This is a genomic window from Pseudomonas sp. IT-P218 (assembly GCF_949767605.1).
GTDB lineage: Bacteria > Pseudomonadota > Gammaproteobacteria > Pseudomonadales > Pseudomonadaceae > Aquipseudomonas > Aquipseudomonas putida_AE.
Genome location: NZ_CATKQQ010000011.1, coordinates 976,694 through 1,001,721 on the forward strand (window position 1 = coordinate 976,694; position 25,028 = coordinate 1,001,721).

The 25,028-nt window shown below is 60.3% G+C and carries 21 protein-coding genes; all 21 read left to right on the forward strand.

Annotation, left to right across the window (positions count from 1 at the left end; all coding sequences use genetic code 11):
• Positions 1-5: 5 nt before the first annotated feature.
• The 21 genes from flgK (at position 6) to ACM6I6_RS11440 (ending at position 24,964) form a co-directional block, all read left to right on the forward strand.
• A complete protein-coding gene (gene flgK / locus ACM6I6_RS11340; protein WP_274074836.1) occupies positions 6-2,015 on the forward strand; it encodes a flagellar hook-associated protein FlgK in 2,010 nt (669 codons plus the stop codon).
• A gap of 13 nt (positions 2,016-2,028) precedes the next feature.
• Positions 2,029-3,621 carry a flagellar hook-associated protein 3 gene (locus ACM6I6_RS11345; protein WP_414919896.1) on the forward strand — a complete coding sequence of 531 codons (1,593 nt, stop codon included), beginning with the start codon at positions 2,029-2,031 and terminating at the stop codon, positions 3,619-3,621.
• 313 nt (positions 3,622-3,934) lie between these two features.
• Positions 3,935-4,864: a ketoacyl-ACP synthase III gene (locus tag ACM6I6_RS11350; RefSeq protein ID WP_323608650.1), complete on the forward strand. Its 930-nt coding sequence runs from the start codon at positions 3,935-3,937 to the stop codon at positions 4,862-4,864.
• A gap of 251 nt (positions 4,865-5,115) precedes the next feature.
• Positions 5,116-6,555 (forward strand): flagellin, encoded by a 1,440-nt coding sequence (locus ACM6I6_RS11355; RefSeq protein WP_274074839.1) that lies wholly within the window; start codon positions 5,116-5,118, stop codon positions 6,553-6,555.
• A gap of 74 nt (positions 6,556-6,629) precedes the next feature.
• A complete protein-coding gene (locus ACM6I6_RS11360; RefSeq protein ID WP_274074840.1) occupies positions 6,630-6,980 on the forward strand; it encodes a flagellar protein FlaG in 351 nt (116 codons plus the stop codon).
• 84 nt (positions 6,981-7,064) lie between these two features.
• Positions 7,065-8,450, forward strand: a complete 1,386-nt coding sequence (gene fliD / locus ACM6I6_RS11365) for a flagellar filament capping protein FliD (protein ID WP_274074841.1) — start codon at positions 7,065-7,067, stop codon at positions 8,448-8,450.
• A gap of 155 nt (positions 8,451-8,605) precedes the next feature.
• On the forward strand, positions 8,606-9,001 hold the full coding sequence (gene fliS / locus ACM6I6_RS11370; protein WP_274074842.1) for a flagellar export chaperone FliS: 396 nt from the start codon (positions 8,606-8,608) through the stop codon (positions 8,999-9,001).
• A 17-nt stretch (positions 9,002-9,018) separates the two neighbouring features.
• Entirely contained in the window at positions 9,019-9,315 is a 297-nt protein-coding gene (gene fliT / locus ACM6I6_RS11375) for a flagellar protein FliT (RefSeq protein WP_274074843.1), read from the forward strand.
• Positions 9,316-9,488: 173 nt separating this feature from the next.
• A complete protein-coding gene (locus ACM6I6_RS11380; protein ID WP_077184077.1) occupies positions 9,489-10,964 on the forward strand; it encodes a sigma-54 dependent transcriptional regulator in 1,476 nt (491 codons plus the stop codon).
• 110 nt (positions 10,965-11,074) lie between these two features.
• Positions 11,075-12,298 (forward strand): sensor histidine kinase, encoded by a 1,224-nt coding sequence (locus ACM6I6_RS11385; RefSeq protein WP_414919897.1) that lies wholly within the window; start codon positions 11,075-11,077, stop codon positions 12,296-12,298.
• A gap of 5 nt (positions 12,299-12,303) precedes the next feature.
• Positions 12,304-13,683, forward strand: coding sequence for a sigma-54-dependent transcriptional regulator (locus ACM6I6_RS11390; protein ID WP_414919898.1), 1,380 nt, complete (start codon positions 12,304-12,306; stop codon positions 13,681-13,683).
• 230 nt (positions 13,684-13,913) lie between these two features.
• Positions 13,914-14,243, forward strand: a complete 330-nt coding sequence (fliE, locus tag ACM6I6_RS11395; RefSeq protein WP_077184074.1) for a flagellar hook-basal body complex protein FliE — start codon at positions 13,914-13,916, stop codon at positions 14,241-14,243.
• A 15-nt stretch (positions 14,244-14,258) separates the two neighbouring features.
• Complete coding sequence (fliF, locus tag ACM6I6_RS11400) at positions 14,259-16,046, forward strand: flagellar basal-body MS-ring/collar protein FliF (RefSeq protein WP_323608641.1); 1,788 nt, start codon at positions 14,259-14,261, stop codon at positions 16,044-16,046.
• Positions 16,039-17,058: a flagellar motor switch protein FliG gene (gene fliG / locus ACM6I6_RS11405; RefSeq protein ID WP_274074847.1), complete on the forward strand. Its 1,020-nt coding sequence runs from the start codon at positions 16,039-16,041 to the stop codon at positions 17,056-17,058. The genes fliF and fliG overlap by 8 nt, the downstream gene beginning before the upstream one ends.
• 4 nt (positions 17,059-17,062) lie before the next feature.
• Positions 17,063-17,845: a flagellar assembly protein FliH gene (gene fliH / locus ACM6I6_RS11410; protein WP_274074848.1), complete on the forward strand. Its 783-nt coding sequence runs from the start codon at positions 17,063-17,065 to the stop codon at positions 17,843-17,845.
• Positions 17,835-19,193, forward strand: coding sequence for a flagellar protein export ATPase FliI (fliI, locus tag ACM6I6_RS11415; protein ID WP_046816899.1), 1,359 nt, complete (start codon positions 17,835-17,837; stop codon positions 19,191-19,193). The genes fliH and fliI overlap by 11 nt, the downstream gene beginning before the upstream one ends.
• Positions 19,194-19,199: 6 nt before the next feature.
• Positions 19,200-19,649, forward strand: a complete 450-nt coding sequence (fliJ, locus tag ACM6I6_RS11420) for a flagellar export protein FliJ (protein ID WP_274074849.1) — start codon at positions 19,200-19,202, stop codon at positions 19,647-19,649.
• Positions 19,650-21,196: 1,547 nt separating this feature from the next.
• Entirely contained in the window at positions 21,197-21,496 is a 300-nt protein-coding gene (locus ACM6I6_RS11425; protein WP_323609420.1) for an STAS domain-containing protein, read from the forward strand.
• A 5-nt stretch (positions 21,497-21,501) separates the two neighbouring features.
• A complete protein-coding gene (locus ACM6I6_RS11430; protein WP_414919928.1) occupies positions 21,502-23,208 on the forward strand; it encodes an ATP-binding SpoIIE family protein phosphatase in 1,707 nt (568 codons plus the stop codon).
• Positions 23,209-23,238: 30 nt separating this feature from the next.
• The gene (locus ACM6I6_RS11435; RefSeq protein ID WP_323629369.1) at positions 23,239-23,589 is read left to right on the forward strand and encodes an Hpt domain-containing protein; all 351 of its coding nucleotides are present in this window, start codon (positions 23,239-23,241) and stop codon (positions 23,587-23,589) included.
• Between the two features lie 100 nt (positions 23,590-23,689).
• The gene (locus ACM6I6_RS11440; protein WP_414919899.1) at positions 23,690-24,964 is read left to right on the forward strand and encodes a flagellar hook-length control protein FliK; all 1,275 of its coding nucleotides are present in this window, start codon (positions 23,690-23,692) and stop codon (positions 24,962-24,964) included.
• Positions 24,965-25,028: the final 64 nt, after the last annotated feature.

Sequence of the window (25,028 nt, forward strand, 5' to 3'; positions counted from 1 at the left end):
GAACCATGAGTTTGCTCAACATCGGAATGTCGGGTCTATCCGCTAGCCACGCCTCATTGGTGACTACCGGTAACAACATTTCCAACGTCGATACCGTCGGGTACTCGCGCCAACAAACTGTGCAGGGCACCAAAGGCTCGATTCAGTACGGCAATGTGTTCATCGGCACCGGTACCACGCTGGCCGACGTGCGTCGGGTGTACAACAGCTACCTCGACGCGCAGTTGCAGACCTCGACGTCGCTCAACAGTGATGCGCAGGCTTACCTGGGACAGGCCACCCAGGTCGACAAGCTGCTGTCCGACAGCGGCACCGGTGTGACCAAATCCTTGCAGGCTTTTTTCTCGTCCTTGCAAACGCTGGCCGGCAACTCCAACGACAATGCCGCGCGCCAAGCGTTGCTGACCAACGCCCAAGGCTTGAGCAGCCGCTTCAATGCCATCTCCGGGCAATTGAAGCAGCAAGGCAGCTACATCAACGATCAGCTGGGTTCGATGGCCGACCAGGTCAACAAGCTGGCGTCGACCGTTGCCGCGTACAACAAGAAAATCAGTGAAGTCAGTGGCTCGGGTGGCACGCCCAACGAATTGCTGGACCAGCGTAACGAAACCATCCGCCAGCTCAATGAGCTGGTGGGCACCCAGGTCACTGAGACCGAAGGGCGCATGGATATTTACCTGGGCAGCGGCCAGCCTTTGGTGGTGGGCGACACCGTCAACAAACTGCGCGTGGCCGCCGACCCGGCCGACCCGACCCGTTCCTCGATCATCATGGATCGCAACGGATCGTCGATCGACATCACCAACGTGATGAGCGGCGGCGAGATGGGCGGGCTGTTGCGTTATCGCAATGAGGTATTGACCCCGGCGGTCAATGGCCTGGGGCGTATCGCCATGGTCGTCGCCGATCAGGTCAACAAGCAGTTGGGGCAGGGGCTGGACCAGAGCGGTAACTTCGGCGCAGCGTTGTTCAATGACATCAACAGTGCCGCGGCCATCAGTCAGCGCAGCATTGCCAATGCCAAGAACAATCCGGCGTCGGGTAACCTGAACGTCACCATCAAGGACACCGGCAAGCTGGCGGCCAGCGATTACCAGGTGACCTTCACCAGCGCCACCGGCTACAGCGTGCGGCGCCTGTCGGACAATACCGACATGGGCAGTTTCGACCTGGGCACGACACCGCCACCGGTCATCGATGGCTTCAGCCTGAGCCTCAACGCCGGTGCGGTAAACAGCGGCGACAGCTTCAAGATTACCCCGACCCGCAGTTCCGCCGCGGACATGGCCACCGTCATGACCGACGCCAAGCGCCTGGCCACGTCTGCACCGCTGACGTCCACCAAGGCCCAGGGCAATAACGGTACGGGGGATGCCAGCCAGCCGACCCTGAAGACCAACCTGGACATCTACGATTCGGCCCAGCGCCTGGAAGTGCAGAGCGCGGTCAAGGCGTCGATGCCGGTTCGAATGCTGATGACCAGCGCCAGTGCCTATGAGGTGTTCGATGCCAAGGGGGTCAGTATCGGCACCGGCAACATCGTGCCCGGCCAGAACAACGACCTGAACATTTCGGTGCCGTACACCGATGCCAGCGGCGCGGCCAAGACCTTCAGTGTCGGCATGACCGTCAGCGGCAGTCCCAAGGCGGGCGACAGCTTCAATATTGCGATGACCGCCGCAGACAGCACCGACAACCGCAACGCACAGGCGTTGCTGGCCCTGCAGACCAAGGCCACGGTCGGCGCGACTGCGACCAGTCCCGGTGTGAGTTTTACCGAGGCCTATGGTGGCCTGGTGTCCACCGTTGGCTCCTTGACCAAGCAGGGTCAACTCGATGCCACGGCGACCGACACCATCGTCACCGGGGCGCGCAATGCGCGTGACTCGCTGTCGGGCGTCGACCTCGATGAAGAGGCCGGCAACCTGACCAAGTACCAGCAGTACTACACGGCCTCTTCGCAGATCATCAAGACTGCGCAGGAAATTTTCAGCACCCTGATCAATGCTCTTTAAGGAACCGTAGAACATGCGAATTTCTACTGCACAGTACTACGCGACCACTGCTGCCAACTATCAGCGCAACCTCAACAACGTGATGAAGACGGCCGAGCAGGCCAGTAGTGGCGTGAAACTCGAGACCGCGGCAGATGATCCGGTCGGCGCGGCGCGCTTGCTGCAACTCGAGCAGCAGAAAGCCATGTTGGGTCAGTACACCACCAACATCAACGCGTTGAACACGGCCCAGGCGCAGGAAGAGGGCGTGCTGGACAGCATCAACAACGTGCTGCAGAAAGTCAGCGAGTTGGCGATTCGGGCGGGTGGCGGATCGTTGAACGACGATGACCGCAAATCCATTGCCGCCGAGCTCAAGCAGTCCGAAGAGCAATTGCTGAGCCTGATGAACAGCAAGGACGCCAACGGCAAGTACATCTTCTCCGGCGCCAGCAACAACACCCCGCCTTTTTTACGCAATAGTGACGGCACCTACAGCTACAAGGGCGACCAGACCCAGCTGGAACTGAAAATCGGCGACTCGATGTCCCTGGGGCTGAACGATACCGGCTGGGACGTTTTCCAGCAGGCGATCAACGCTGCGCGTAGTTCGACCACCATGACAGCACCCGCCGTCGATGACGGTCGTGTGGCCCTGTCGCCTGGTCTGGTGAGCTCCGGTCCGACCTTCGATGCGAACTTCCGCAGCGGCCAGCCTTATACCCTGTCGTTCGTCAGCAGCACCCAGTACAAGATCACCGATGCATCGGGTAATGACGTGACCGCCGAAGCCGGTGGCGGTGGCAAGTTCGATCCGAATGCCAAGGGCGGTTCCGACGTCGATTTCCGCGGCGTGACCTTCAAGCTGGACATTACGTTCCAGGCCGGCGACACCCCCGCCGACTCCGCCAGCGCCGATGCGGTCATTGCCGGTCACAGCTTCCAGCTGACGGCCAAACCGGACAGTTTCGTCGCTAACCGCGCCCCGAGCAACACGTCGACTGCGATCATTTCCCAGGCCGCAGTGACCAACGCTGCGGATTACAAGAGCTTCTTCCCGGAAGGCGGAGCGGTGCTGAAGTTCACCGGTCCCGGGACGTTCGAGATGTACACCCGTCCGTTGACGGCTGGCAGCACTCCAGTGACCACCGGGACCGTGACCGCTGGCGTAGCGACGGCAGCCGGTGTCAGCTTCACCCTCGGCGGCACGCCGGCGGTTCCAGCGGCAGGTGATCAGTTCGATATTGCGGTCAACACCCACCAGACCCAGAACGTGCTCGACACCATCAGCCAGCTGCGTTCGGCGCTTGACTCACCGACCCAGGGTAATCCGGTCGCACAACGTTTCCTCGAAGACACGCTGGCTTCGTCCATTGCCAACCTGAACAACGCCAAGAACCAGGTGGACCTGGCACGTGGCGCTATCGGTGCACGGGGCAATGTGATGGATATGCAGAATGAGCAGAACACCAGCACCAGCCTGATCAACGAATCGACCGGAAATTCGATCAAGAACACCGATCCGGCGGAGGTGCTGACGCGTCTGACCTTGCAGCAGACCATGCTGCAGGCCGCGCAACTGGCATTCGCCAAGGTCTCCCAGCTGAGCCTGTTCAACAAGCTTTGAACCGGTCCTGACTCCTCGCGGCCAGCCCTCTGCATGGGGGGCTGGCCTTTTTTTTTGATTTTTTTTTAATTCTACGTAGCGGGGTGGGGCGGGGCTGCGGACCACAAAATCAAATAAAGCGTGGATCTCTGAGTGACCCGCCGGTCAAAACGCGCATCTTCACTGTATCCTGTCTGCGGGCGGTTAGGTGGCGGGCTGTTCAAGGTAACTGCTTGAATCCCGACGTCGCTTCTTCTGGGGGCCTGGCCCCGACTGTAGACGCCCTCGATTCAGCGAGCGGCGATGTTCAGCTGTTTATTATTGGGAAGCCATAATGATTGGCATAAAAAATATAGCGAGTTACGTGCCGGTAGCCGGGATTGATAATTACGCCCAGGGTGCCAAGTTCGACAAGGACGAAACCTTTATCCTTGGCAAGATCGGCTCGGCATTTTTGCCACGCATGGCTGCCGATCAGGAAACTTCCGATCTGTGTGTCGAAGCCGCCAATGCGCTGTTTGCCGCCAGTCCCGAACTCAAGCGTGAGTCCATCGACTGTCTGATCGTCGTCACCCAGAACGGGGATGAGGAGGGGTTGCCGCACACCGCCGCGATCGTTCAGGACAAGCTGGGCCTGCCGACCCACGTCGCCGCTTTCGATATTTCCCTGGGCTGTTCCGGCTACGTGTACGGCCTGTATGCGATCAAAGGCTTCATGGAAGCCGCGGGGCTGAAAAACGGCCTGCTGATCACCGCCGATCCGTATTCGAAGATCGTCGACCCGGAAGACCGCAACACCACCATGCTGTTCGGCGATGCCGCAACCGCCACCTGGATGGGTGAAAATGCGGTCTGGCAATTGGGCAAGTCGAAGTTCGGCACCGACGGTTCCGGTGCTCCGCACCTGAAAGTCAGCGACGGTGTGTTCTTCATGAATGGCCGCCAGGTCTTCAACTTTGCCTTGCTCAAAGTCCCGGCGCATTTGCATGAGTTGCTGAGCGAGTCGAATTTGCAGGCCAGCGATATCAACGCTTTCTGCATTCACCAAGGCAGTGCGGCAATTGTCGATGCCGTGGCACGCCGCTTTGAAGAAGGCGAGCCGGAGAAGTTCGTCAAGGACATGCTCGAAACCGGTAACACGGTGTCGTCGAGCATTCCGCTGTTGTTGCAGAACCACGTGTTCGATTCCAAGTGGACTCGCGTGGCCATCAGCGGCTTTGGCGTGGGCCTCTCGTGGGGTTCGGCGATTCTCTATCGCGGTTGACTCATTCGATTGCAATGGCAATAAAAAGCGCCCGGAAATTTAGATTTCCGGGCGTTTTGCGTTTTTATGGCGCCGAATTTATGGCGTTAAAGCCTTGAAAATAAAGGGCTGGCACCCTGCCACTAAAAATTTGCAAAAAACCGCTCAAGCAAAGCCTCTTCACGACGATAACTATTACGTAGGTTCTCTAGGCCAAACCCGACGGATGTCAGGGCCGGAAGCCGAAGTATCCATCCAACGAGGATTTCGTCATGGCTTTAACCGTAAACACCAACCTTGCTTCCTTGACCGTTCAGAACAACCTGAACAAAGCTTCCGGCAACCTGCAGACTTCGATGCAGCGCCTGTCCTCCGGCCTGCGTATCAACAGCGCTAAAGACGACGCTGCTGGCCTGCAAATTTCCAACCGTCTGACCAGCCAGATCAACGGCCTGGGCACCGCCATCAAGAACGCCGGCGACGGTATCTCCATCGCGCAAACGGCTGAAGGCGCGATGCAGGAATCCACCAACATTCTGCAGAAAATGCGTACCCTGGCCCTGGCTTCCGCGAACGGCTCGCCAAGCGCTGAAGACCGTAAGTCGAACAACGCTGAATACTCGGCTCTGACTGCTGAACTGACCCGTATCGCTACCACCACTACCTTCGGTGGTCGTAACCTGCTGGACGGTTCATTCGGTACTACTGCTTTCCAGGTGGGCGCAAACGCCAACCAGACGATCAACATGACTCTGGGCGACGTTTCTGCTAACAAAGTTGGCTCTCAGCAACTGAAAAGCGTAACAAACGCACCTAGCACTGCTGGTGGTCTGACTGGCGGTCCTATCGTTGTTACAGGCGGTGGCCAGACCAGTGGCACTATCACCGTTGCTGCCGGTGATTCGGCCAAAGCTATTGCCGCTCAGTTGAACGGTGCGGTAGGTGGCTTGAGCGCAACTGCCAGCACTGAAGTTTCTTTCAAAGTAACTGCTACACCTGCGGTACCTGCTAACTTTTCCTTGACGGTAGCTGGTGCCAAGGTCAGCTTCGTTGGTGTAACCAGCACTTCCGATCTGGCTGATCAGTTGAAGTCCAACGCTGCAAAACTGGGCGTCAGCGTAAACTACGATGCCACCACTCAAGCCCTTTCCGTGAAGTCCGATACCGGCGAGAACCTTGTATTCGACGGCGGTGATGCCGGTGCAGTAGGCGTACAGGTCGCAACAAAAAACGGTTCTGGTGCTCTTAGTGGTTACACTGCCTTGGCCGCAGCTGGCGCTACAATCATCGCTACCGGCGCAATCTCGCTGAACTCCACCAACAGCTATTCGATGTCGGGTGCTGGCGTTGGCGGCTTGTTCGGTGGTGCGGCAGCTACTTCCGCAAATTCGGCCAAGACAGTTGTCAGCAATACTGACGTGACTACTGCTGCCAATGCACAAAACGCTGTTGATGTGATTACACAAGCGATCACCGCGATCGACTCCCAGCGTGCTGACCTCGGTGCTGTGCAAAACCGTTTCGATAGCACCGTGGCCAACCTGCGCAGCATCTCGGACAACTCCACTGCTGCTCGTGGCGTGATCCAGGACGTTGACTTCGCGGCCGAAACTGCTCAGCTGACCAAGCAGCAAACCCTGCAACAGGCTTCCACCGCGATCCTGTCCCAGGCTAACCAGCTGCCGTCGGCTGTGCTGAAGCTGCTGGGTTGATTCCGGCGCTTGGTAACTGACGGAAGGGCGCGTTTACGCGCCCTTTTGTTATTTTCATGATCAGGAGATCAGGCATGGACATGAGCGTCAAGTTGACCCAGTCCTATCCCGCCGTTGCCCCGCAAGGCGTAACGCCGAATGTCACTGGAAAGTTGGAACAGCCCAAGGCTGAAGCTGTGAAGGCTTCGAACTCCGAGCCCAAGCGTGACGAGCTGGAAAAAGCTGTCACCGACATTCAGGAGTTTGTCCAGGCTGCCCGGCGCAATCTGGATTTTTCCATAGATGATTCCACTGGCCGCGTCGTGGTCAAGGTCATCGCCACCGAAACGGGTCTGGTTATTCGTCAGATACCCTCGGAAGCTGCACTAAAGCTGGCTCAGAGCCTGTCGGACGCCAGTAGTTTGCTGTTTGACGACAAAGTCTGAACTGGCATGAATTTTGTTGCTGTCGCTGTTTAAGACGTTCCTGGTCAAGGAAACGGCGGCAGCTACTGGATAAGGAGAGAGAGGATGGCGGGTACATCGGTTAGCGGTATTGGTTCGAACATCGATACTCAGGCGATTGTGAAGTCTTTGGTGGATTCCGAAAGGGCGCCAAAACAGACGCAGATCAACAATCAGACGCTGAAAGCAACCACCTCGCTGTCGTCGATCGGCAAAATCCAGGCGGCGCTGGATGCCTTCCGTGGTGCGTTGGACAACATGAAAACCGCTTCCAGCTTCAGCGGCCTGAGCGGCACGTCTTCCGACGAAAAAGTCGCCACCGTGACAATAGGTAACGGTGCCGCTGCTGGCAATTTCTCGCTGCTGGTCACTCAGTTGGCAACTGCATCGAAAATTTCCACCAAGGTTTTCACAGACGGCGCGTCTTCGGTCGTCAATTCGGGTTCGGCGCCGTCTACTCTGAGCATCAAGCAAGGCAGCGATACGTTCGACGTCAGCATTCCTGCCGGCGCGACGCTGCAGCAAGTCCGCGATTCGATCAATTCCCAGTACGCGAACCAGGGCTTGAGCGCCAACATCCTTACTGACGCCAATGGTTCTCGGATGGTGCTGACTTCCAATAAAACGGGTGTCGGTTCGGACCTGAGTCTAACGGGCAATTCCGGTCTGGAAACCGGCACCTCGGTTCTCGCGACACCACAGAACGCCAAGTACAAGCTTGATGGCGTGGTGATGGAATCCAAGTCCAATACCATTGCCGACGCAGTGAGTGGCATTACCGTCAAGTTGACGGGCGTTTCTCCGATTCCGTCCGGTGGCGGTGCGGCGACACCAGCCACCATCACGGTGTCTGCCGATACCACGGCGTTGAAGTCGGCAGTCAAGGGTTTTGTTGATACCTACAACGCGCTGATTTCGGCTGCTAATACCGAGACCAAAGTCACGACCAATGCCGACGGTTCGTTGACCACTGGCGCTCTGACAGGCGACGCCTCTCTGCGTTCACTGTTGTCGTCGGTGCGTACCGAGTTGAATGTCATGGGCGGCACCGGCCAAATGAAATCTCTCGCTCAGTTCGGCGTCGAGACCGATCAAAAGACCGGCCTGCTCTCCATTGATGACAAAGTGTTTAATGCGGCGGCGCTCACTAATGCCGCTGATATCAATGGGATCTTTTCGGGCGATACCGGTTTGCTAGCGCGCATGAAGTCTGCGACGGACAGCTTCGCGATGAAAAATACCGGGGTTTTTGCTGCGCGTTCGACAAGCTTGAGCGATAGCTTAAATGACCTGAAAAAGCAGCAAGACACTCTTGATGCGCGAATGGCCAGCCTGCAAACGAGCCTGACTGCCAAGTACACCGCCATGGATTCCCTGGTAGCCCGACTGCGCGCCCAGAGCGACAGCATCATGACCACCCTCAATGCGCTGAACAATCCGAAAGACAGCTGATCCGGATTAGGCATAAAAAACCCAGGCAAGCTGTAATGACAGCGCCTGGGTTTTTTCTTGGGTGAAGTGTCTGCGCTAAAGTTCTGTGCCGATCAGTCGACATAAAGATCAGAGCCTTCCCAATTCCAAGCTGCTGTCTGTCACGAGGTAGAAATATGAACCCCATGAGAGCCCTTCGCCAATACCAGAAGGTCAATTCCCATGCCCAGATCTCTGAAGCCAATCCACATCGCCTGGTACAACTTCTGATGGAAGGCGGGCTGGACCGCATGGCCCAGGCCAAGGGTGCGTTGGAGCGTGGCGACATCGCACTCAAGGGTTTGATGATGGGCAAGGCTGTGGACATCATCATCGGTCTGCGCGATGGCCTGAATCCGGAAAAAACCGATGATCCGGCTTCGCTGCAGCAGCTCGACAATCTGTACGCCTACATGATGACGCGTCTGATGGAAGCCAATCGAGAAAACGACGCGGCCATCATCGACGAAGTAGCAGGTCTGCTTGAAACCCTGAAAAGCGGTTGGGATGCGATTGGAAGCCCACAGGCCTGAGGGCCGAGGATGACGTCATGAGTCAAGCACTGCAACGGATCGAAGAAACACGCGAAGCGCTCATCGATGCGCTGGCCGAACGTAACTGGGATGCGATCGGCGAGCTGGATTCGGCCTGCCGTGAATGCGTGGATGAGGTGCTCGCTGAAGCACCGATCGACGAGGACGCGCTGCGCGCCCACCTGGAGAGTCTGCTGGCGGTGTACAAAGATTTATTGACGGTGACGATGGGCGAGCGTCAGGCAATTGTTGATCAGATGTCGCAGATCAACCAAGCGAAGAGTGCCGCAAAGGTTTACCATCTGTTTGGTTAATTAATATCTGCTTGATCCAGTCAGATTGCGCCATAAATTTGACTGTGAACGGTTTTTTGACTTTACTAGTGGCTGTTTCCAGATTTCAGGCGTCTACAGGCATTAACAGTCTGCAAGCGTCTAGCTTGCCCACTCATTTCGGGCACCGGGTTGACTAGGGAAGTTACGATTGCATGTGGCGTGAAACCAAAATTCTGCTGATCGATGACGATAGCGTCCGCCGCCGCGACCTGGCGGTGATTTTAAATTTTCTCGGCGAAGAAAATTTACCCTGCGGTAGCCATGACTGGCAGCAGGCTGTCGTCTCTTTGTCGTCCAGTCGTGAAGTAATCTGTGTCCTCATCGGGACGGTCAATGCTCCGGGTTCGCTTCAGGGCTTGTTAAAGACACTCGCGACATGGGATGAGTTCCTTCCGATTTTGCTGATGGGCGATAATTCTTCCATCGACCTGCCGGAAGACCAGCGTCGCCGCGTGCTGTCGACCCTCGAAATGCCTCCCAGCTACAGCAAGCTGCTCGATTCGCTGCACCGTGCCCAGGTCTATCGCGAGATGTACGACCAGGCCCGTGAGCGCGGTCGGCATCGCGAACCCAATCTGTTCCGCAGCCTGGTCGGCACCAGCCGGGCGATCCAGCACGTGCGCCAGATGATGCAGCAAGTGGCCGACACCGACGCCAGCGTGCTGATCCTCGGCGAGTCCGGGACCGGCAAGGAAGTGGTCGCGCGCAACCTGCATTACCATTCCAAGCGCCGCGAAGCGCCGTTCGTGCCGGTCAATTGCGGGGCGATTCCGGCCGAGCTGCTGGAAAGCGAATTGTTCGGCCATGAGAAGGGTGCGTTCACCGGGGCGATCACCAGCCGTGCCGGGCGTTTCGAACTGGCCAATGGCGGTACGCTGTTCCTCGACGAAATCGGCGATATGCCGCTGCCGATGCAGGTCAAGCTGCTGCGCGTGTTGCAGGAGCGCACGTTCGAGCGCGTGGGCAGCAACAAGACCCAAAGCGTCGACGTGCGCATCATCGCCGCGACCCACAAGAATCTCGAAAGCATGATCGAGATCGGCACCTTCCGCGAAGATTTGTACTACCGCCTGAACGTGTTCCCGATCGAGATGGCGCCGCTGCGTGAACGTGTCGAAGATATCCCGTTGCTGATGAACGAGTTGATCTCGCGCATGGAGCACGAGAAGCGCGGTTCGATCCGCTTCAACTCCGCGGCGATCATGTCGCTGTGCCGTCACGGCTGGCCGGGCAACGTCCGCGAGCTGGCCAACCTGGTGGAGCGCATGGCGATCATGCATCCGTACGGGGTGATCGGCGTGGTCGAGCTGCCGAAGAAATTCCGCTACGTCGATGATGAAGACGAGCAACTGGTCGACACCCTGCGCAGTGATCTCGAAGAGCGGGTGGCAATCAACGGCCATACCCCGGACTTCACCACCCATGCCATGTTGCCGCCTGAAGGCCTGGACCTGAAGGATTACCTCGGTGGCCTGGAGCAGGGTCTGATCCAGCAAGCACTGGACGATGCCAACGGCATTGTCGCGCGCGCGGCCGAACGCCTGCGCATCCGCCGCACCACGCTGGTGGAAAAAATGCGCAAGTACGGCATGAGCCGCCGTGATGGAGATGAACAGGCGGATGATTGACGCCTGTTTTTCAACTCTTTCATTTTCAAGCAGTTTTTTTTAGGCACGGGTATTGCTATAGCCCTCGCAACGTTCCGTTTAACTGACGGTCAGCCAAGCGAGAGAGCACGATGCCCCAAGCCGCCCCCCTGTCTCCTGTCCCTAGTGCCCTGGGACAATCGTCGTCCGTAGAGCAGGCGAGCCGGCTTGGCCTCCCGCAGGCGTTTGCCCTGTTCAACCAGATGTCCAGCCAACTGACCAACTCCTACAGCATGCTCGAAGCCCGGGTGACCGAGCTCAAGGGCGAGTTGGCGGTGGTCAGCGCCCAACGCATGCAGGAGCTGGCAGAGAAAGAACGCCTGGCCAATCGCCTGCAACACCTGCTCGACCTCCTGCCCGGCGGCGTCATCGTTATCGACGCCCAGGGCATCGTGCGCGAAGCCAACCCGGCGGCTTGCGAACTGCTCGGTCTGCCCCTCGAAGGCGAGCTGTGGCGGCAGGTGATTGCGCGTTGCTTTGCCCCCCGTGAAGACGACGGTCATGAAGTCTCCCTCAAGGATGGTCGGCGCCTGTCGATTGCCACGCGTTCGCTGGGTGCGGAGCCTGGGCAACTGGTGTTGCTCAACGACCTGACCGAAACCCGTCATCTGCAGGATCAACTGGCGCGCCACGAACGCTTGTCTTCACTGGGGCGCATGGTCGCGTCGCTGGCGCATCAGATTCGCACGCCGTTATCCGCGGCCTTGCTCTACGCCAGTCACTTGACCGATCAAACGCTGCCGGTCGACACCCAGCAACGTTTCGCCGGACGACTCAAGGAGCGCCTGCACGAGCTGGAGCATCAGGTGCGCGACATGCTGGTGTTTGCCCGTGGCGAGTTGCCCTTGACCGACCGGGTGACCCCGGCGCAGCTGATGCAATCACTGCAGGCGGCGGCGCTGACCCATGTACAGGACCTGCCGATTCGCTGGCAATGCGACAGTCATGCCGGTGAATTGCTGTGTAACCGCGACACCCTGGTCGGTGCGATCCTCAACCTGATCGAGAACGCGATTCAGGCCAGTGCCGGTGAGGTGCGCCTGAAGGTGCATCTCTACACCCGTGGCAACAACCTGCGCCTGTGCGTCAGCGATAGCGGCAGCGGTATCGACGGTGCTGTGCTGGCACGCCTGGGAGAACCGTTCTTTACCACCAAGACCACCGGCACCGGCCTCGGCCTGACCGTGGTCAAGGCGGTCGCCAGGGCTCATCAGGGCGAGTTGCGCTTGCGCTCGCGAGTCGGTCGCGGCACTTGTGCGCAGGTGTTCTTGCCGCTTTTTATCAATGATAAAAACAGCGCCCAGGGAGTGGAGTGAAGGTCATGGCAATCAAGGTTCTGCTGGTCGAGGATGACCGCGCTTTGCGCGAAGCGCTGGCGGACACGCTGTTGCTGGCCGGGCACGATTACAAGGCCGTGGGTTCGGCGCAGGAAGCCCTGGAAGCGGCGGGGGCCGAGGCGTTCAACCTGGTGGTCAGCGACGTCAACATGCCGGGCATGGACGGTCATCAATTGCTCGCGTTGCTGCGGGCGCGACAGCCGCAACTGCCGGTGTTGCTGATGACGGCGCACGGTGCCGTCGAGCGGGCGGTCGATGCGATGCGCCAGGGTGCCGCGGATTACCTGGTCAAACCGTTCGAGCCCAAGGCGCTGCTCGACCTGGTCGCACGCCATGCGCTGGGCAATGTCGGCAGCACCGATCACGAAGGACCTGTGGCGTTCGAACCGGCCAGTGCGCAGTTGCTGGAACTGGCCGCGCGGGTGGCGCGCAGTGATTCCACGGTGCTGATCTCCGGGGAATCCGGCACCGGCAAGGAAGTGCTGGCGCGCTACATTCACCAGCACTCCCGGCGCGCCAACCAGCCATTTATTGCGATCAACTGCGCGGCGATTCCCGACAACATGCTGGAGGCCACGCTCTTCGGTCACGAGAAGGGCTCGTTCACCGGCGCCATCGCGGCGCAGGCCGGCAAGTTCGAGCAGGCCGATGGCGGGACTATCCTGCTCGATGAAATTTCCGAAATGCCCCTGGGATTGCAGGCCAAGTTGCTGCGGGTGCTGCAGGAGCGCGAGGTCGAGCGAGTCGGTGCGCGCAAGCCGATCATCCTGGATATCCGCGTGGTCGCGACCACCAACCGGGATCTGGCCGCTGAAGTGGCGGCGGGGCGGTTCCGTGAAGACCTGTACTATCGCCTGTCCGTATTCCCGCTGGCCTGGCGGCCCTTGCGCGAGCGCACGGCCGATATCCTGCCGCTGGCCGAGCGCCTGCTGGCCAAACACGTCAATAAAATGAAGCATGCGGCGGCGCGATTGTCGCCCGAGGCGCAGGCGTGCCTGATTGGTTATCCGTGGCCGGGCAATGTGCGCGAACTGGATAACGCGATTCAGCGCGCCTTGATCCTGCAGCAGGGTGGAATGATTGAGCCTGAGGATTTCTGTCTCGCCGGGCCGGTCGCTTGCGCGCCGTTACCGGCACTGGCGCCAGCGCGGGCAGTGGAAGTAGAGGCCGAATCTGCCGGGGCGCTGGGCGACGATCTGCGGCGCCGTGAGTTCCAGATGATCATCGATACCCTGCGCACCGAGCGCGGCCGCCGCAAAGAGGCCGCCGAGCGCCTGGGCATCAGCCCGCGCACCTTGCGCTACAAGCTGGCGCAGATGCGCGATGCCGGCATGGACGTGGAAGCGTATTTGTTTGCCACCTGAGCGCTGGCCTGCACGGGGCCCTGTAGGAGCAAGCTTGCTCGCGATGGTCGTTAACGATAACGCGGGGTTTCAGGATAAACACGTCGCTCTTGGGTCCATCGCGAGCAATCGAGCGTCGACCGGCTGCTCCTACAGATGCGACACCGGGAAAGCTGGCACCCTTGTTGCTAACACCTCGTTACCCGCTGAGTGAGCGTCAAAAAATTGCGGGCCGCCAGAGAGAGTAGAGCATGAGCCAAGGTATTGAATTCAATCGATTGATGCTGGATATGCGCGCCATGCAAATGGACGCCATGTCTGCGCCGAAATCGACTGCCGCCGTCCCTGAACTGAATGGCAGCAGCTTTTCCGACATGCTCGGTCAGGCCGTCAACAAGGTCAACGACACCCAGCAGGCGTCCACAGCCCTGGCCAATGCCTTCGAGATCGGCAAGAGCGGTGTCGATCTCACGGACGTGATGATTTCCTCGCAGAAGGCCAGCGTGTCTTTCCAGGCTTTGACCCAAGTGCGCAACAAGCTGGTTCAGGCTTACCAAGACATCATGCAGATGCCGGTTTAAGGACGAGATTGAGTCATGGCTGATGCAATCGCTGACAATGTTCCGGCCAAGGCCAATTCCGTAGGCGGCAAGCCGCCGCTGTTCGGGTTGTCCTTCCTGGAAAACCTCTCCGAGATGACCATGCTGCGTCAGGTGGGCCTGATGGTCGGCCTGGCCGCGAGCGTGGCGATTGGCTTTGCCGTGGTGTTGTGGTCCCAGCAACCGGACTACCGTCCGCTGTACGGCAGCCTTGCCGGCATGGACGCCAAGCAGGTCATGGATACCCTGGCGGCCGCCGATATTGCCTATAACGTCGAACCCAATTCCGGTGCCTTGCTGGTCAAGGCCGAAGACCTGTCCCGCGCGCGTCTCAAGCTCGCGGGCGCGGGTGTCACTCCCAGCGATGGCAACATCGGTTTTGAAATCCTCGACAAGGAACAGGGCCTGGGTACCAGCCAGTTCATGGAAGCGACCCGTTATCGTCGCGGCCTGGAAGGCGAACTGGCGCGCACCATTTCCAGCCTGAACAATGTCAAGGGTGCCCGGGTGCACCTGGCCATCCCGAAAAGCTCGGTGTTCGTGCGTGACGAGCGCAAGCCGAGCGCCTCGGTGCTGGTCGAGCTGTATTCCGGGCGTTCGCTGGAGCCGGGCCAGGTCGTGGCCATCGTCAATCTGGTGGCGACCAGCGTCCCCGAACTCAGCAAGTCGCAGATCACCGTGGTCGACCAGAAAGGCAACCTGCTCTCCGATCAGGCGGAAAACTCCGAGCTGACCATGGCCGGCAAGCAATTCGATTACAGTCGCCGCATGGAGAGCATGCTCACCCAGCGCGTGCACAACATTCTGCAACCGGTGCTGGGCAACGACCGCTACAAGGCCGAAGTCTCGGCCGATGTCGACTTCAGCGCCGTCGAGTCCACCTCCGAGCAGTTCAACCCGGACCAGCCGGCGTTGCGCAGTGAGCAGTCGGTCAACGAACAACGTACCGCCAGCAACGGCCCGCAAGGTGTACCGGGTGCCCTGAGCAACCAGCCACCGTCGCCAGCCTCGGCACCGCAAACCACCGGTGGCGCCACCGCGTCGGCCGGCATGGTGCAGCCCGGCCAGCCACTGCTCGATGCCAACGGCCAGCAGGTCATGGACCCGGCCACCGGCCAGCCCATGCTCGCACCGTATCCGGCGGACAAGCGTCAGCAGTCGACCAAGAACTTCGAACTGGACCGCTCCATCAGCCACACCAAGCAACAGCAGGGCCGATTGAATCGCCTGTCGGTCTCGGTGGTGGTCGATGACCAGGTCAAGATCAACCCGGCCAACGGTGAAATGACCCGTGCACCGTGGAGTGCCGATGAGTTGGCCCGCTTCACCCGCCTGGTCCAGGATGCGGTCGGTTTCGACGCCAGTCGTGGCGACAGCGTCAGCGTGATCAACATGCCGTTCTCCGCCGAGCGCGGCGAAGTGATTGCCGATATTCCGTTCTACTCCCAGCCGTGGTTCTGGGATGTGGTCAAGCAGCTGTTGGGCGTCCTGTTCATCCTGGTACTGGTCTTCGGGGTGTTACGCCCGGTGCTCAACAACATCACCGGTGGTGGCAAGGACAAGCAACTGGCGGGCATCGGCAGCGACGTCGAGCTCGGTGGCATGGGCGGCCTGGACGGCGAACTGGCCAACGACCGTATCAGCCTCGGTGGCCCGACCAGCATCCTGCTGCCAAGCCCGAGCGAAGGCTATGACGCACAGTTGAACGCAATCAAGAGCCTGGTGGCAGAAGACCCGGGTCGTGTCGCCCAGGTCGTGAAAGAGTGGATTAACGCAGATGAGTGATAACCGAGCCATTGCCGCGAAACTGAGCAAGGTCGACAAAGCCGCGATCCTGCTGCTGTCACTGGGCTCGACCGATGCCGCCCAGGTATTGCGCCACATGGGGCCCAAAGAGGTCCAGCGTGTTGGCGTGGCCATGGCGCAGATGGGTAACGTGCACCGCGAGCAGGTCGAGCAGGTGATGAGCGAGTTCGTCGACATCGTCGGCGACCAGACCAGCCTGGGCGTCGGTTCCGATGACTACGTGCGCAAGATGCTCACCCAGGCCCTGGGCGAAGACAAGGCCAACGGCCTGATCGATCGCATCCTGCTGGGTGGCAACACCAGCGGCCTGGACAGCCTGAAGTGGATGGAGCCGCGGGCGGTCGCCGACGTGATCCGTTACGAGCACCCGCAGATCCAGGCGATCGTGGTGGCGTATCTCGACCCGGACCAGGCCGGTGAAGTGCTGGGCAACTTCGACCACAAGGTGCGCCTGGACATCATCCTGCGGGTGTCCTCGCTGAACACCGTGCAGCCGGCCGCCCTCAAGGAACTCAACCAGATTCTCGAGAAGCAGTTCTCCGGCAACTCCAATGCTTCGCGCACCAGCCTGGGCGGGATCAAGCGCGCGGCCGACATCATGAACTTCCTCGACAGCTCGATCGAAGGCCAGCTCATGGACTCGATCCGCGAAGTCGACGAAGACCTGTCCGGTCAGATCGAAGACCTCATGTTCGTGTTCAACAACCTGGCCGATGTCGACGACCGCGGCATCCAGGCGTTGCTGCGTGAAGTGTCCTCCGACGTGCTGGTACTGGCCCTCAAGGGCTCGGACGAAAACGTCAAGGAGAAGATCTTCAAGAACATGTCCAAGCGTGCGGCCGAATTGTTGCGCGACGATCTCGAGGCCAAGGGCCCGGTGCGCGTCAGCGATGTGGAAACCGCGCAGAAAGAAATCCTCACCATCGCCCGTCGCATGGCCGAAGCGGGCGAAATCGTGCTCGGCGGCAAAGGCGCCGAGGAAATGATCTGACCCCATGGCCAAGAACGATGAGCAGCCCTCTGACCTGATCAGGGCCCGTGATGTCGGTGGTTTCGAGTCCTGGGCACTGCCCAGCTTCGATCCGCCGGCACCCGAGCCTGAGCCCGAGCCCGAACCCGAGCCACCGGAAATGGAGGAAGTGCCGCTGGAGGAAGTCCAGCCACTGACCCTTGAGGAGCTCGAGAGCATTCGCCAGGAAGCCTACAACGAAGGTTTTGCGGTGGGCGAAAAAGAAGGGTTCCACAGCACCACGCTCCGAGTGCGTCAGGAAGCCGAAGTGGCGTTGGCGGCCAAGATCGCCAGCCTTGAAAAAATAATGGCGCACCTGTTCGAGCCCATCGCCGAACAGGACACCCAGATTGAAAAGTCCCTGGTCGAGCTGGTGCGGCACATGACCAGACAGGTGATCCAGCGCGAACTGGCCATGGACTCGACGCAGATCGAACACGTCATGCGCGAAGCCCTCAAGCTGTTGCCATTGGGCGTTGAAAACGTGCGGTTGTATATCAATCCGCAGGATTTCGTCCAGGTCAAAGCCTTGCGCGAGCGCCATGAGGAAACCTGGCGCATCGTCGAGGACGAGGCGCTGTTGCCTGGCGGTTGCCGGGTCGAAACCGAGCACAGTCGTATCGATGCTACGGTCGAAACCCGCGTTGCGCAGGTGATGGACAAGCTGTTCGACCAGATGCACGAACAAGCCTTGCACCCGGCCGCTCCGGACCTGAGCCTTGAGTTGCCCGTCGAAAGTAAACCTGTGGCTGCCCCTGATGCGCCTTGAACGCACCAGTTTCGCCAAGCGCCTGGGCAGTTACGCCGAGGCCACGACACTGGCTGGCGCACCGATCCTCGAAGGCCGCCTGCTGCGCATGGTCGGCCTGACCCTCGAAGCCGAAGGCTTGCGCGCCGCCATGGGCAGTCGCTGCATGGTCATCAACGATGACAGCTACCATCCGGTGCAGGTCGAAGCCGAAGTCATGGGTTTTTCCGGCAGCAAGGTCTTCCTGATGCCGGTCGGCAGCGTGGCCGGCATCGCCCCCGGTGCCCGGGTGGTGCCCCTGTCCGACAGCGGTCGCTTGCCGATGGGCATGAGCATGCTCGGGCGCGTGCTCGATGGTGCCGGCCGCGCCCTGGACGGCAAGGGCGGGATGAAGGCCGAGGACTGGGTGCCGATGGACGGCCCGACCATCAACCCGCTCAAGCGCGAGCCGATCAGCGAGCCGCTGGACGTGGGCATTCGTTGCATCAACGGCATGTTGACGGTTGGACGCGGTCAGCGGCTTGGCTTGTTCGCCGGTACCGGCGTCGGTAAATCCGTGCTGCTGGGCATGATGACGCGCTTTACCGAGGCCGACATCATCGTCGTCGGGCTGATCGGCGAGCGGGGTCGTGAGGTCAAGGAGTTCATCGAGCACATCCTCGGTGAAGAAGGGCTCAAGCGCTCGGTGGTGGTGGCGTCGCCCGCGGACGATGCGCCGCTGATGCGTCTGCGCGCCGCCATGTACTGCACGCGAATCGCCGAGTATTTCCGCGATAAGGGCAAGAATGTTCTGCTGCTGATGGATTCGCTGACGCGTTTCGCCCAGGCCCAGCGGGAAATCGCCCTGGCCATCGGCGAGCCGCCGGCGACCAAGGGTTATCCGCCCTCGGTGTTCGCCAAGTTGCCGAAACTGGTGGAGCGCGCCGGCAATGCCGAGAAGGGCGGTGGCTCGATCACGGCGTTCTATACCGTGCTGTCCGAAGGCGACGACCAGCAGGACCCGATTGCCGACTCGGCGCGGGGCGTGCTCGACGGGCACATCGTGCTGTCGCGGCGACTGGCCGAGGAGGGCCATTACCCGGCCATCGATATCGAGGCCTCCATTAGCCGGGTCATGCCGGCCGTGGTGTCGCCGGAACACATGGCCCGGGCGCAGTACTTCAAGCAGTTGTGGTCGCGCTATCAACAGAGCCGCGACCTGATCAGCGTCGGCGCCTACGTCGCCGGCGGTGACCGCGAGACCGACCTGGCGATTTCCCTGCAGCCGCAGCTGGTCAAATACCTGCGCCAGGGCCTCAACGACAGCATCAGCCTGGGCGAAAGCGAAGCGTATCTCGCCTCGATCTTCGCGCCTGCGGCGGGCGGTTAACCGGCCATGGCCCAGAGTCGGGCGGGCCGCCTGGCCCCCGTGGTGGAAATGGCCGAGAAGGCCGAGAAAACCGCGGTCCAGCGTCTGGGGCACTTCCAGGGGCAGGTGCGGCTGGCCGAGAGCAAGCTGGCCGACCTCGAAGCCTTTCGGCTCGACTATCAGGAACAGTGGATCGTGCGCGGCAGTGCCGGCGTGTCCGGGCAATGGCTACTGGGCTACCAGGGCTTTCTCGCGCAATTGGGCACGGCCATCGATCAACAGCGGCAGAGCCTGGCCTGGCACCAGAACAACCTGAACAAGGCGCGGGACACCTGGCAACAGGCGTTCGCCCGGGTCGAAGGCTTGCGCAAGCTGGTTCAGCGCTACCAGGACGAAGCGCGGGCGCTGGAAGACAAGCGCGAGCAGAAGTTGCTGGATGAATTGTCCCAGCGCCTGCCGCGACAGGATGCGTATTGATAGATTGCCCGGGAATGATCGCAGCCCGCGGCAGCTCAGCGCGAACGCGAAACCCCTGTAGGAACTGGCTTGCCAGCGAAGAGGCCCGAGAGACCAGCGCAATACTCAAGACCCCCTTCGCCGGCAAGCCGGGCTCCTACAATGTTGCGTGTAGGCCATGAATCCATGGTTTTCCACGGACCTGTAGGAGCTGGCTTGCCAGCGAAGAGGCCCGAAAAACCAGCGCAATACCCAAGACCGCCTTCGCCGGCAAGCCGGGCTCCTACAATGTTGTGTGTTGGCCATGAATCCATGGTTTTCCACGGACCTGTAGGAGCTGGCTTGCCAGCGAAGAGGCCCGAGAGAGCAGCGCACTACCCAAGGCCGCCTTCGCCGGCAAGCCGGGCTCCTACAATGTTGCGTGTTGGCCATGAATCCATGGTTTTCCACGGACCTGTAGGAGCTGGCTTGCCAGCGAAGAGGCCCAAAAGACCAGCGCAATACCCAAGACCGCCTTCGCCGGCAAGCCGGGCTCACAATGTTTTGTGTTAGACATGAATCCATGGTTTTCCACCGACCTGTAGGAGCTGGCTTGCCAGCGAAGAGGCCCAAAAGACCAGCGCAATACCCAAGACCGCCTTCGCCGGCAAGCCGGGCTCACAATGTTTTGTGTTAGACATGAGTCCGTGGTTTTCCACGGACCTGTAGGAGCTGGCTTGCCAGCGAAGAGGCCCGAAAAACCAGCGCAATACCCAAGACCGCCTTCGCCGGCAAGCCGGGCTCCTACAATGTTTTGTGTTAGACATGAATCCGTGGATGTCTTCGGACCTGTAGGAGCTGGCTTGCCAGCGAAGAGGCCCAAAAGAGCAGCGCACTACCCAAGGCCGCCTTCGCCGGCAAGCCGGGCTCACAATGTTTTGTGTTAGACATGAATCCGTGGTTTTCCACGGACCTGTAGGAGCTGGCTTGCCAGCGAAGAGGCCCAAAAGACCAGCGCAATACTCAAGACCGCCTTCGCCGGCAAGCCGGGCTCCTACAATGTTTTGTGTTAGACATGAACCCGTGGATTTCCACCGACCTGTAGGAGCTGGCTTGCCAGCGAAGAAGCCCGAAAGACCAGCGCAAAACTCAAGACCGCCTTCGCCGGCAAGCCGGACTCCTACAATGTTGTGTGTTGGCCATGAATCTATGGTTTTCCACGGACCTGTAGGAGCTGGCTTGCCAGCGAAGAAGCCCGAAAGACCAGCGCAAAACTCAAGGCCGCCTTCGCCGGCAAGCCGGGCTCCTACAATGTTTTGTGTTAGACATGAATCCGTGGATGTCTTCGGACCTGTAGGAGCTGGCTTGCCAGCGAAGAGGCCCAAGAGACCAGCGCAATACCCAAGACCGCCTTCGCCGGCAAGCCGGGCTCCTACAATGTTTTGTGTTGGGCATGAATCCGTGGCTGTCTTCGGACCTGACCTGCCGAAGGCTGCGATCTGTTGATCTTGATCCCCAACCTTGCCCCAACCTCTACCCAATGCTAAACCTTGTACAAGAAGGTTTACCAATGACAAGGAAGCCATGACATGTCAGTCGTTACAGAAATCTCCCCGGACGGGAAAAAGCTGACGATATCGATCAAGGGACGATTCGATTTCGCCAAGCATCAGGAATTTCGAAAATCCTACGAAGAGCAGAACCTCTCAAAGGTCGTGGTCGATCTGAAAGAAGCCACCTACCTCGACAGCTCCGCCCTGGGCATGCTGCTGCTCTTGCGTGACCATGCCGGTGGCGACGATTCCGACATTCGCGTGGTCAACAGCAGTTCCGATGTGAGGAAAATCCTCGCCATTTCCAACTTCGACAAGCTGTTCGACATCAGTTGACCACCGTGCAGGTGGTACTCGAACCGCTGACGATCCTGATCGCCGAGGACAGCGCGGCCGACCGCATGCTGTTGTCGAGCATCGTCCGCCGCCAGGGGCATCAAGTGCTGACGGCCGCCAACGGCGCCGAAGCGGTTGACGTGTTTCGCCAGCAGCGCCCGCAACTGGTGTTGATGGACGCGATGATGCCGGTGATGGATGGCTTCGAGGCGGCGGCGCACATCAAGGAACTGGCCGGGGAAACCCTGGTGCCCATCATCTTCCTCACCTCGCTGTCGGAAAGTCAGGCGTTGGCCCGCTGCCTGGAGGTCGGCGGTGACGATTTTCTGGCAAAACCCTACAACCAGGTGATCCTCGCCGCCAAGATCAAGGCGATGGACCGCTTGCGGCGTCTGCAGGCCACTGTCTTGCAGCAGCGCGACCAGATCGCCAGGCACCACGAATATCTGCTTAACGAGCAGCGGGTGGCCAAGGCGGTGTTCGACAAGGTGGCCCATTCCGGCTGCCTGAATGCCGCCAATATCCGCTACCTGCAATCGCCCTATGCATTGTTCAACGGCGACCTGCTGTTGGCCGCGTTCACCCCGGCAGGGGACATGCATGTCTTGCTCGGCGATTTCACCGGCCATGGCCTGCCTGCTGCCGTTGGCGCCATGCCCCTGGCCGAAGTCTTCTACGGCATGACCGCCAAGGGTTACGGCCTCGCCGAAACCCTGCGCGAGATGAATGCCAAGCTCAAGCGCATCCTGCCGGTGGACATGTTCTGTTGCGCGACGATGCTGTGCCTGGGTTTCCAGAGCCGCTCGCTGGAGGTCTGGAACGGCGGCATGCCGGACGGCTACCTGCACAGCATTGCCAGCGGGGCGCGTACGCCACTGACGGCGCGGCATTTACCGCTGGGTGTACTGAGCCCGCAAACCTTCGATGATCGGACCGAAGTGTTCCCGATGGCCATGGGTGACCGGGTGTTCCTGATGTCCGACGGGGTGATCGACACCTGCGATGCCGATGATCAGCTGTTTGGTGAGCAGCGTTTGCTGCAGGTATTTGCCGCCAATCGTCAGCCCGACACCTTGTTCGAGGACATCGAGCAGGCGCTTCGGGACTTTCAAGGCATAACGCGCGACGATGTCAGCATGGTCGAGGTCATCCTGGCGCCACCCGTGCATGCGAGTCCGCCGGTGCCGGTCTATTCCGACAGCGGCCAGTCCTGTCCCCTGGACTGGTCGGCCAGTTTCGAATTTCGCGCCGCGACCCTCAAGCGCTTCAACCCGTTGCCCTATCTGTTGCAATTGCTCCAGGAAGTGCACGGCCTGCGGGCGCAGAGCGGGGCACTGTACAGTGTGCTGGCGGAGCTGTACTCCAATGCCCTGGAACATGGGGTGCTGGGCCTGGACTCCAGCCTCAAGCGCGATGTGTCGGGTTTTACCCGCTATTATCAACAACGCAATGCACGCCTGGACGAGCTGCAGGAAGGTTATGTACGGGTGCATTTGCAAGTTACGCCAGAGGGCGAGGGTGGTTGCCTGGCGATTCGCGTCGAGGACAGCGGCAAGGGCTTCGATGTCGGGCGGGTGCTGGAGCGCCCGGTCGATCCTGTCCGTCTGTCCGGACGCGGCATCAGTCTGATCCGTCAGTTGGGTCAAAATGCAAGCTGGTCCGACGACGGTCGCAGTGCCCGCGTGGAGTTTTACTGGAAGGCTCTGGCATAATCCGAAGATTCTTGATCAAGGAGCGAACAAGTGACTGACGAACATCTGGACCTGGACGCGCTGAGCGCGTTGCGCGAGGTCATGGAGGACGAGTATCCGAAATTGCTGGATACCTTTCTCAGCGATTCCGAAGAGCGCCTTGGATTGTTGCGCAAGGCGCAGCAGGGCGCGCAACTGATAGAAGAGGCTCACAGCTTCAAAGGCAGCAGCCTCAATATGGGGGCCGTCAGGCTCGCCGAGCTGTGTGGCCAGCTTGAAAAGAGCGCCAACAGCCTGTCTTCCCTGGATATCAGTGAACTGATCGCCAAAATCGATGGTGAGTTCGCCTTTGTGCGACCTCTTTACCAGGCTGAGCGGCAACGGTCCCTGGCGGAAAACTGAGGCCCAGGACGCTTTTCGTCGGCATCGAGCGAAACTGGCTCGCCCCTTGCAATCAATTCTTCAACTGTACCTACGATCCCAGTGCAGCGGAGACCGTTAAATGCCCCTTACGCCCCAATCACTGCTCCTGGCCGCTACTCAGGCCAAGAGCAAGACCGTCTCCGCCCCTGCCGCCACAGTGGCCGCCGAGCCCATGGACAAGGCCTCCAGCTTCTCTCAGGTGTATGCCAGGCAGGCTCGGAACACGTCCGCAGCCGCTGAAGCACCTGCGAAACCAGCGCGTGACAAGGTCGAAGATAGCGTCGGTCAAAAGTATGATAACGCTGCCGCCGAGAAGCCCGCCGTTGCCGATAGCGGCAAAGGCTTGCCCGCCGATAAACCGACGCAAGACGACAAGCAGGCCGACGCCGATTCGACGGATGCCGGTCAGGCAGCGATCGCCGATGCGGTGCCTGTCGACCCTGCCTCGGTGCCTGTGGTCGCGGCGCCTGTTGTGGCTGAGCAGCCACCCGTTGAAGCGATTGTTGCAGCGGTCGTCCCGCCAGCAGTCCCCGCCACCGACACCGGTTTCGATCCCGAAGCCGACCCGCTCGACGCCTTGCCAGCCCTGCGCATGGCCATGGAGCAGAGCGGGCATGTCTCGGCCTCGAGCCAGGCAGCCAAGTCGGCACCGACCCAGGCCGACGGCGAGCCGACTTCGGCGCAGACCTTTGCCGCCGGCATGGCGAACATGCTCGATGTGCAGGCCGACCAGGACAGCACCAGCCAGGGTGGCGAAAAAGCCTTCAGTGGCCTGATCGATGCGGGCCTCAAGGACCTCACGTCGGCCAGCAGCGATACCCGGGTCGACGATTTCGCCAACCGACTGGCGGCACTGACCCAGGCGGCCACGCCGAAAACCGCCAACGCCGTGCCGGTCAACCAGCCCATCGCGATGCATCAGAGCGGCTGGACCGAAGAAGTGGTGAACCGGGTCATGTACCTGTCCAGCGCCAACCTCAAGGCGGCCGACATCCAGTTGCAGCCGGCCGAACTCGGCCGCCTCGACATTCGGGTGAACATGGTGCCCGACCAGCAGACCCAGGTGACCTTCATGAGCGCCCATCCGGGCGTGCGGGAAGCGCTGGACGGCCAGATGCATCGCTTGCGCGACATGTTCGCCCAGCAGGGCATGGGCCAGGTGGACGTCAATGTGTCCGACCAGTCCCGCGGTTCGCAGGATCAGGGGCAGCAACAGCAGGCGCAGAGCGGGCGCGCCAGTGCCGGCGGTGGACGTCTGGATGCCATGGATGACGAGATCGCGCCGAGCGTGACCGAAGTGGCCGCAACGGCTACCCGGGTGATCGGCTCCAGTGCCGTCGACTACTACGCCTGATTCGCGATGCTCCTAAAAGATCGCAGCCTGCGGCAGCTCCTACAGGGGAATGTGTACACCCTGT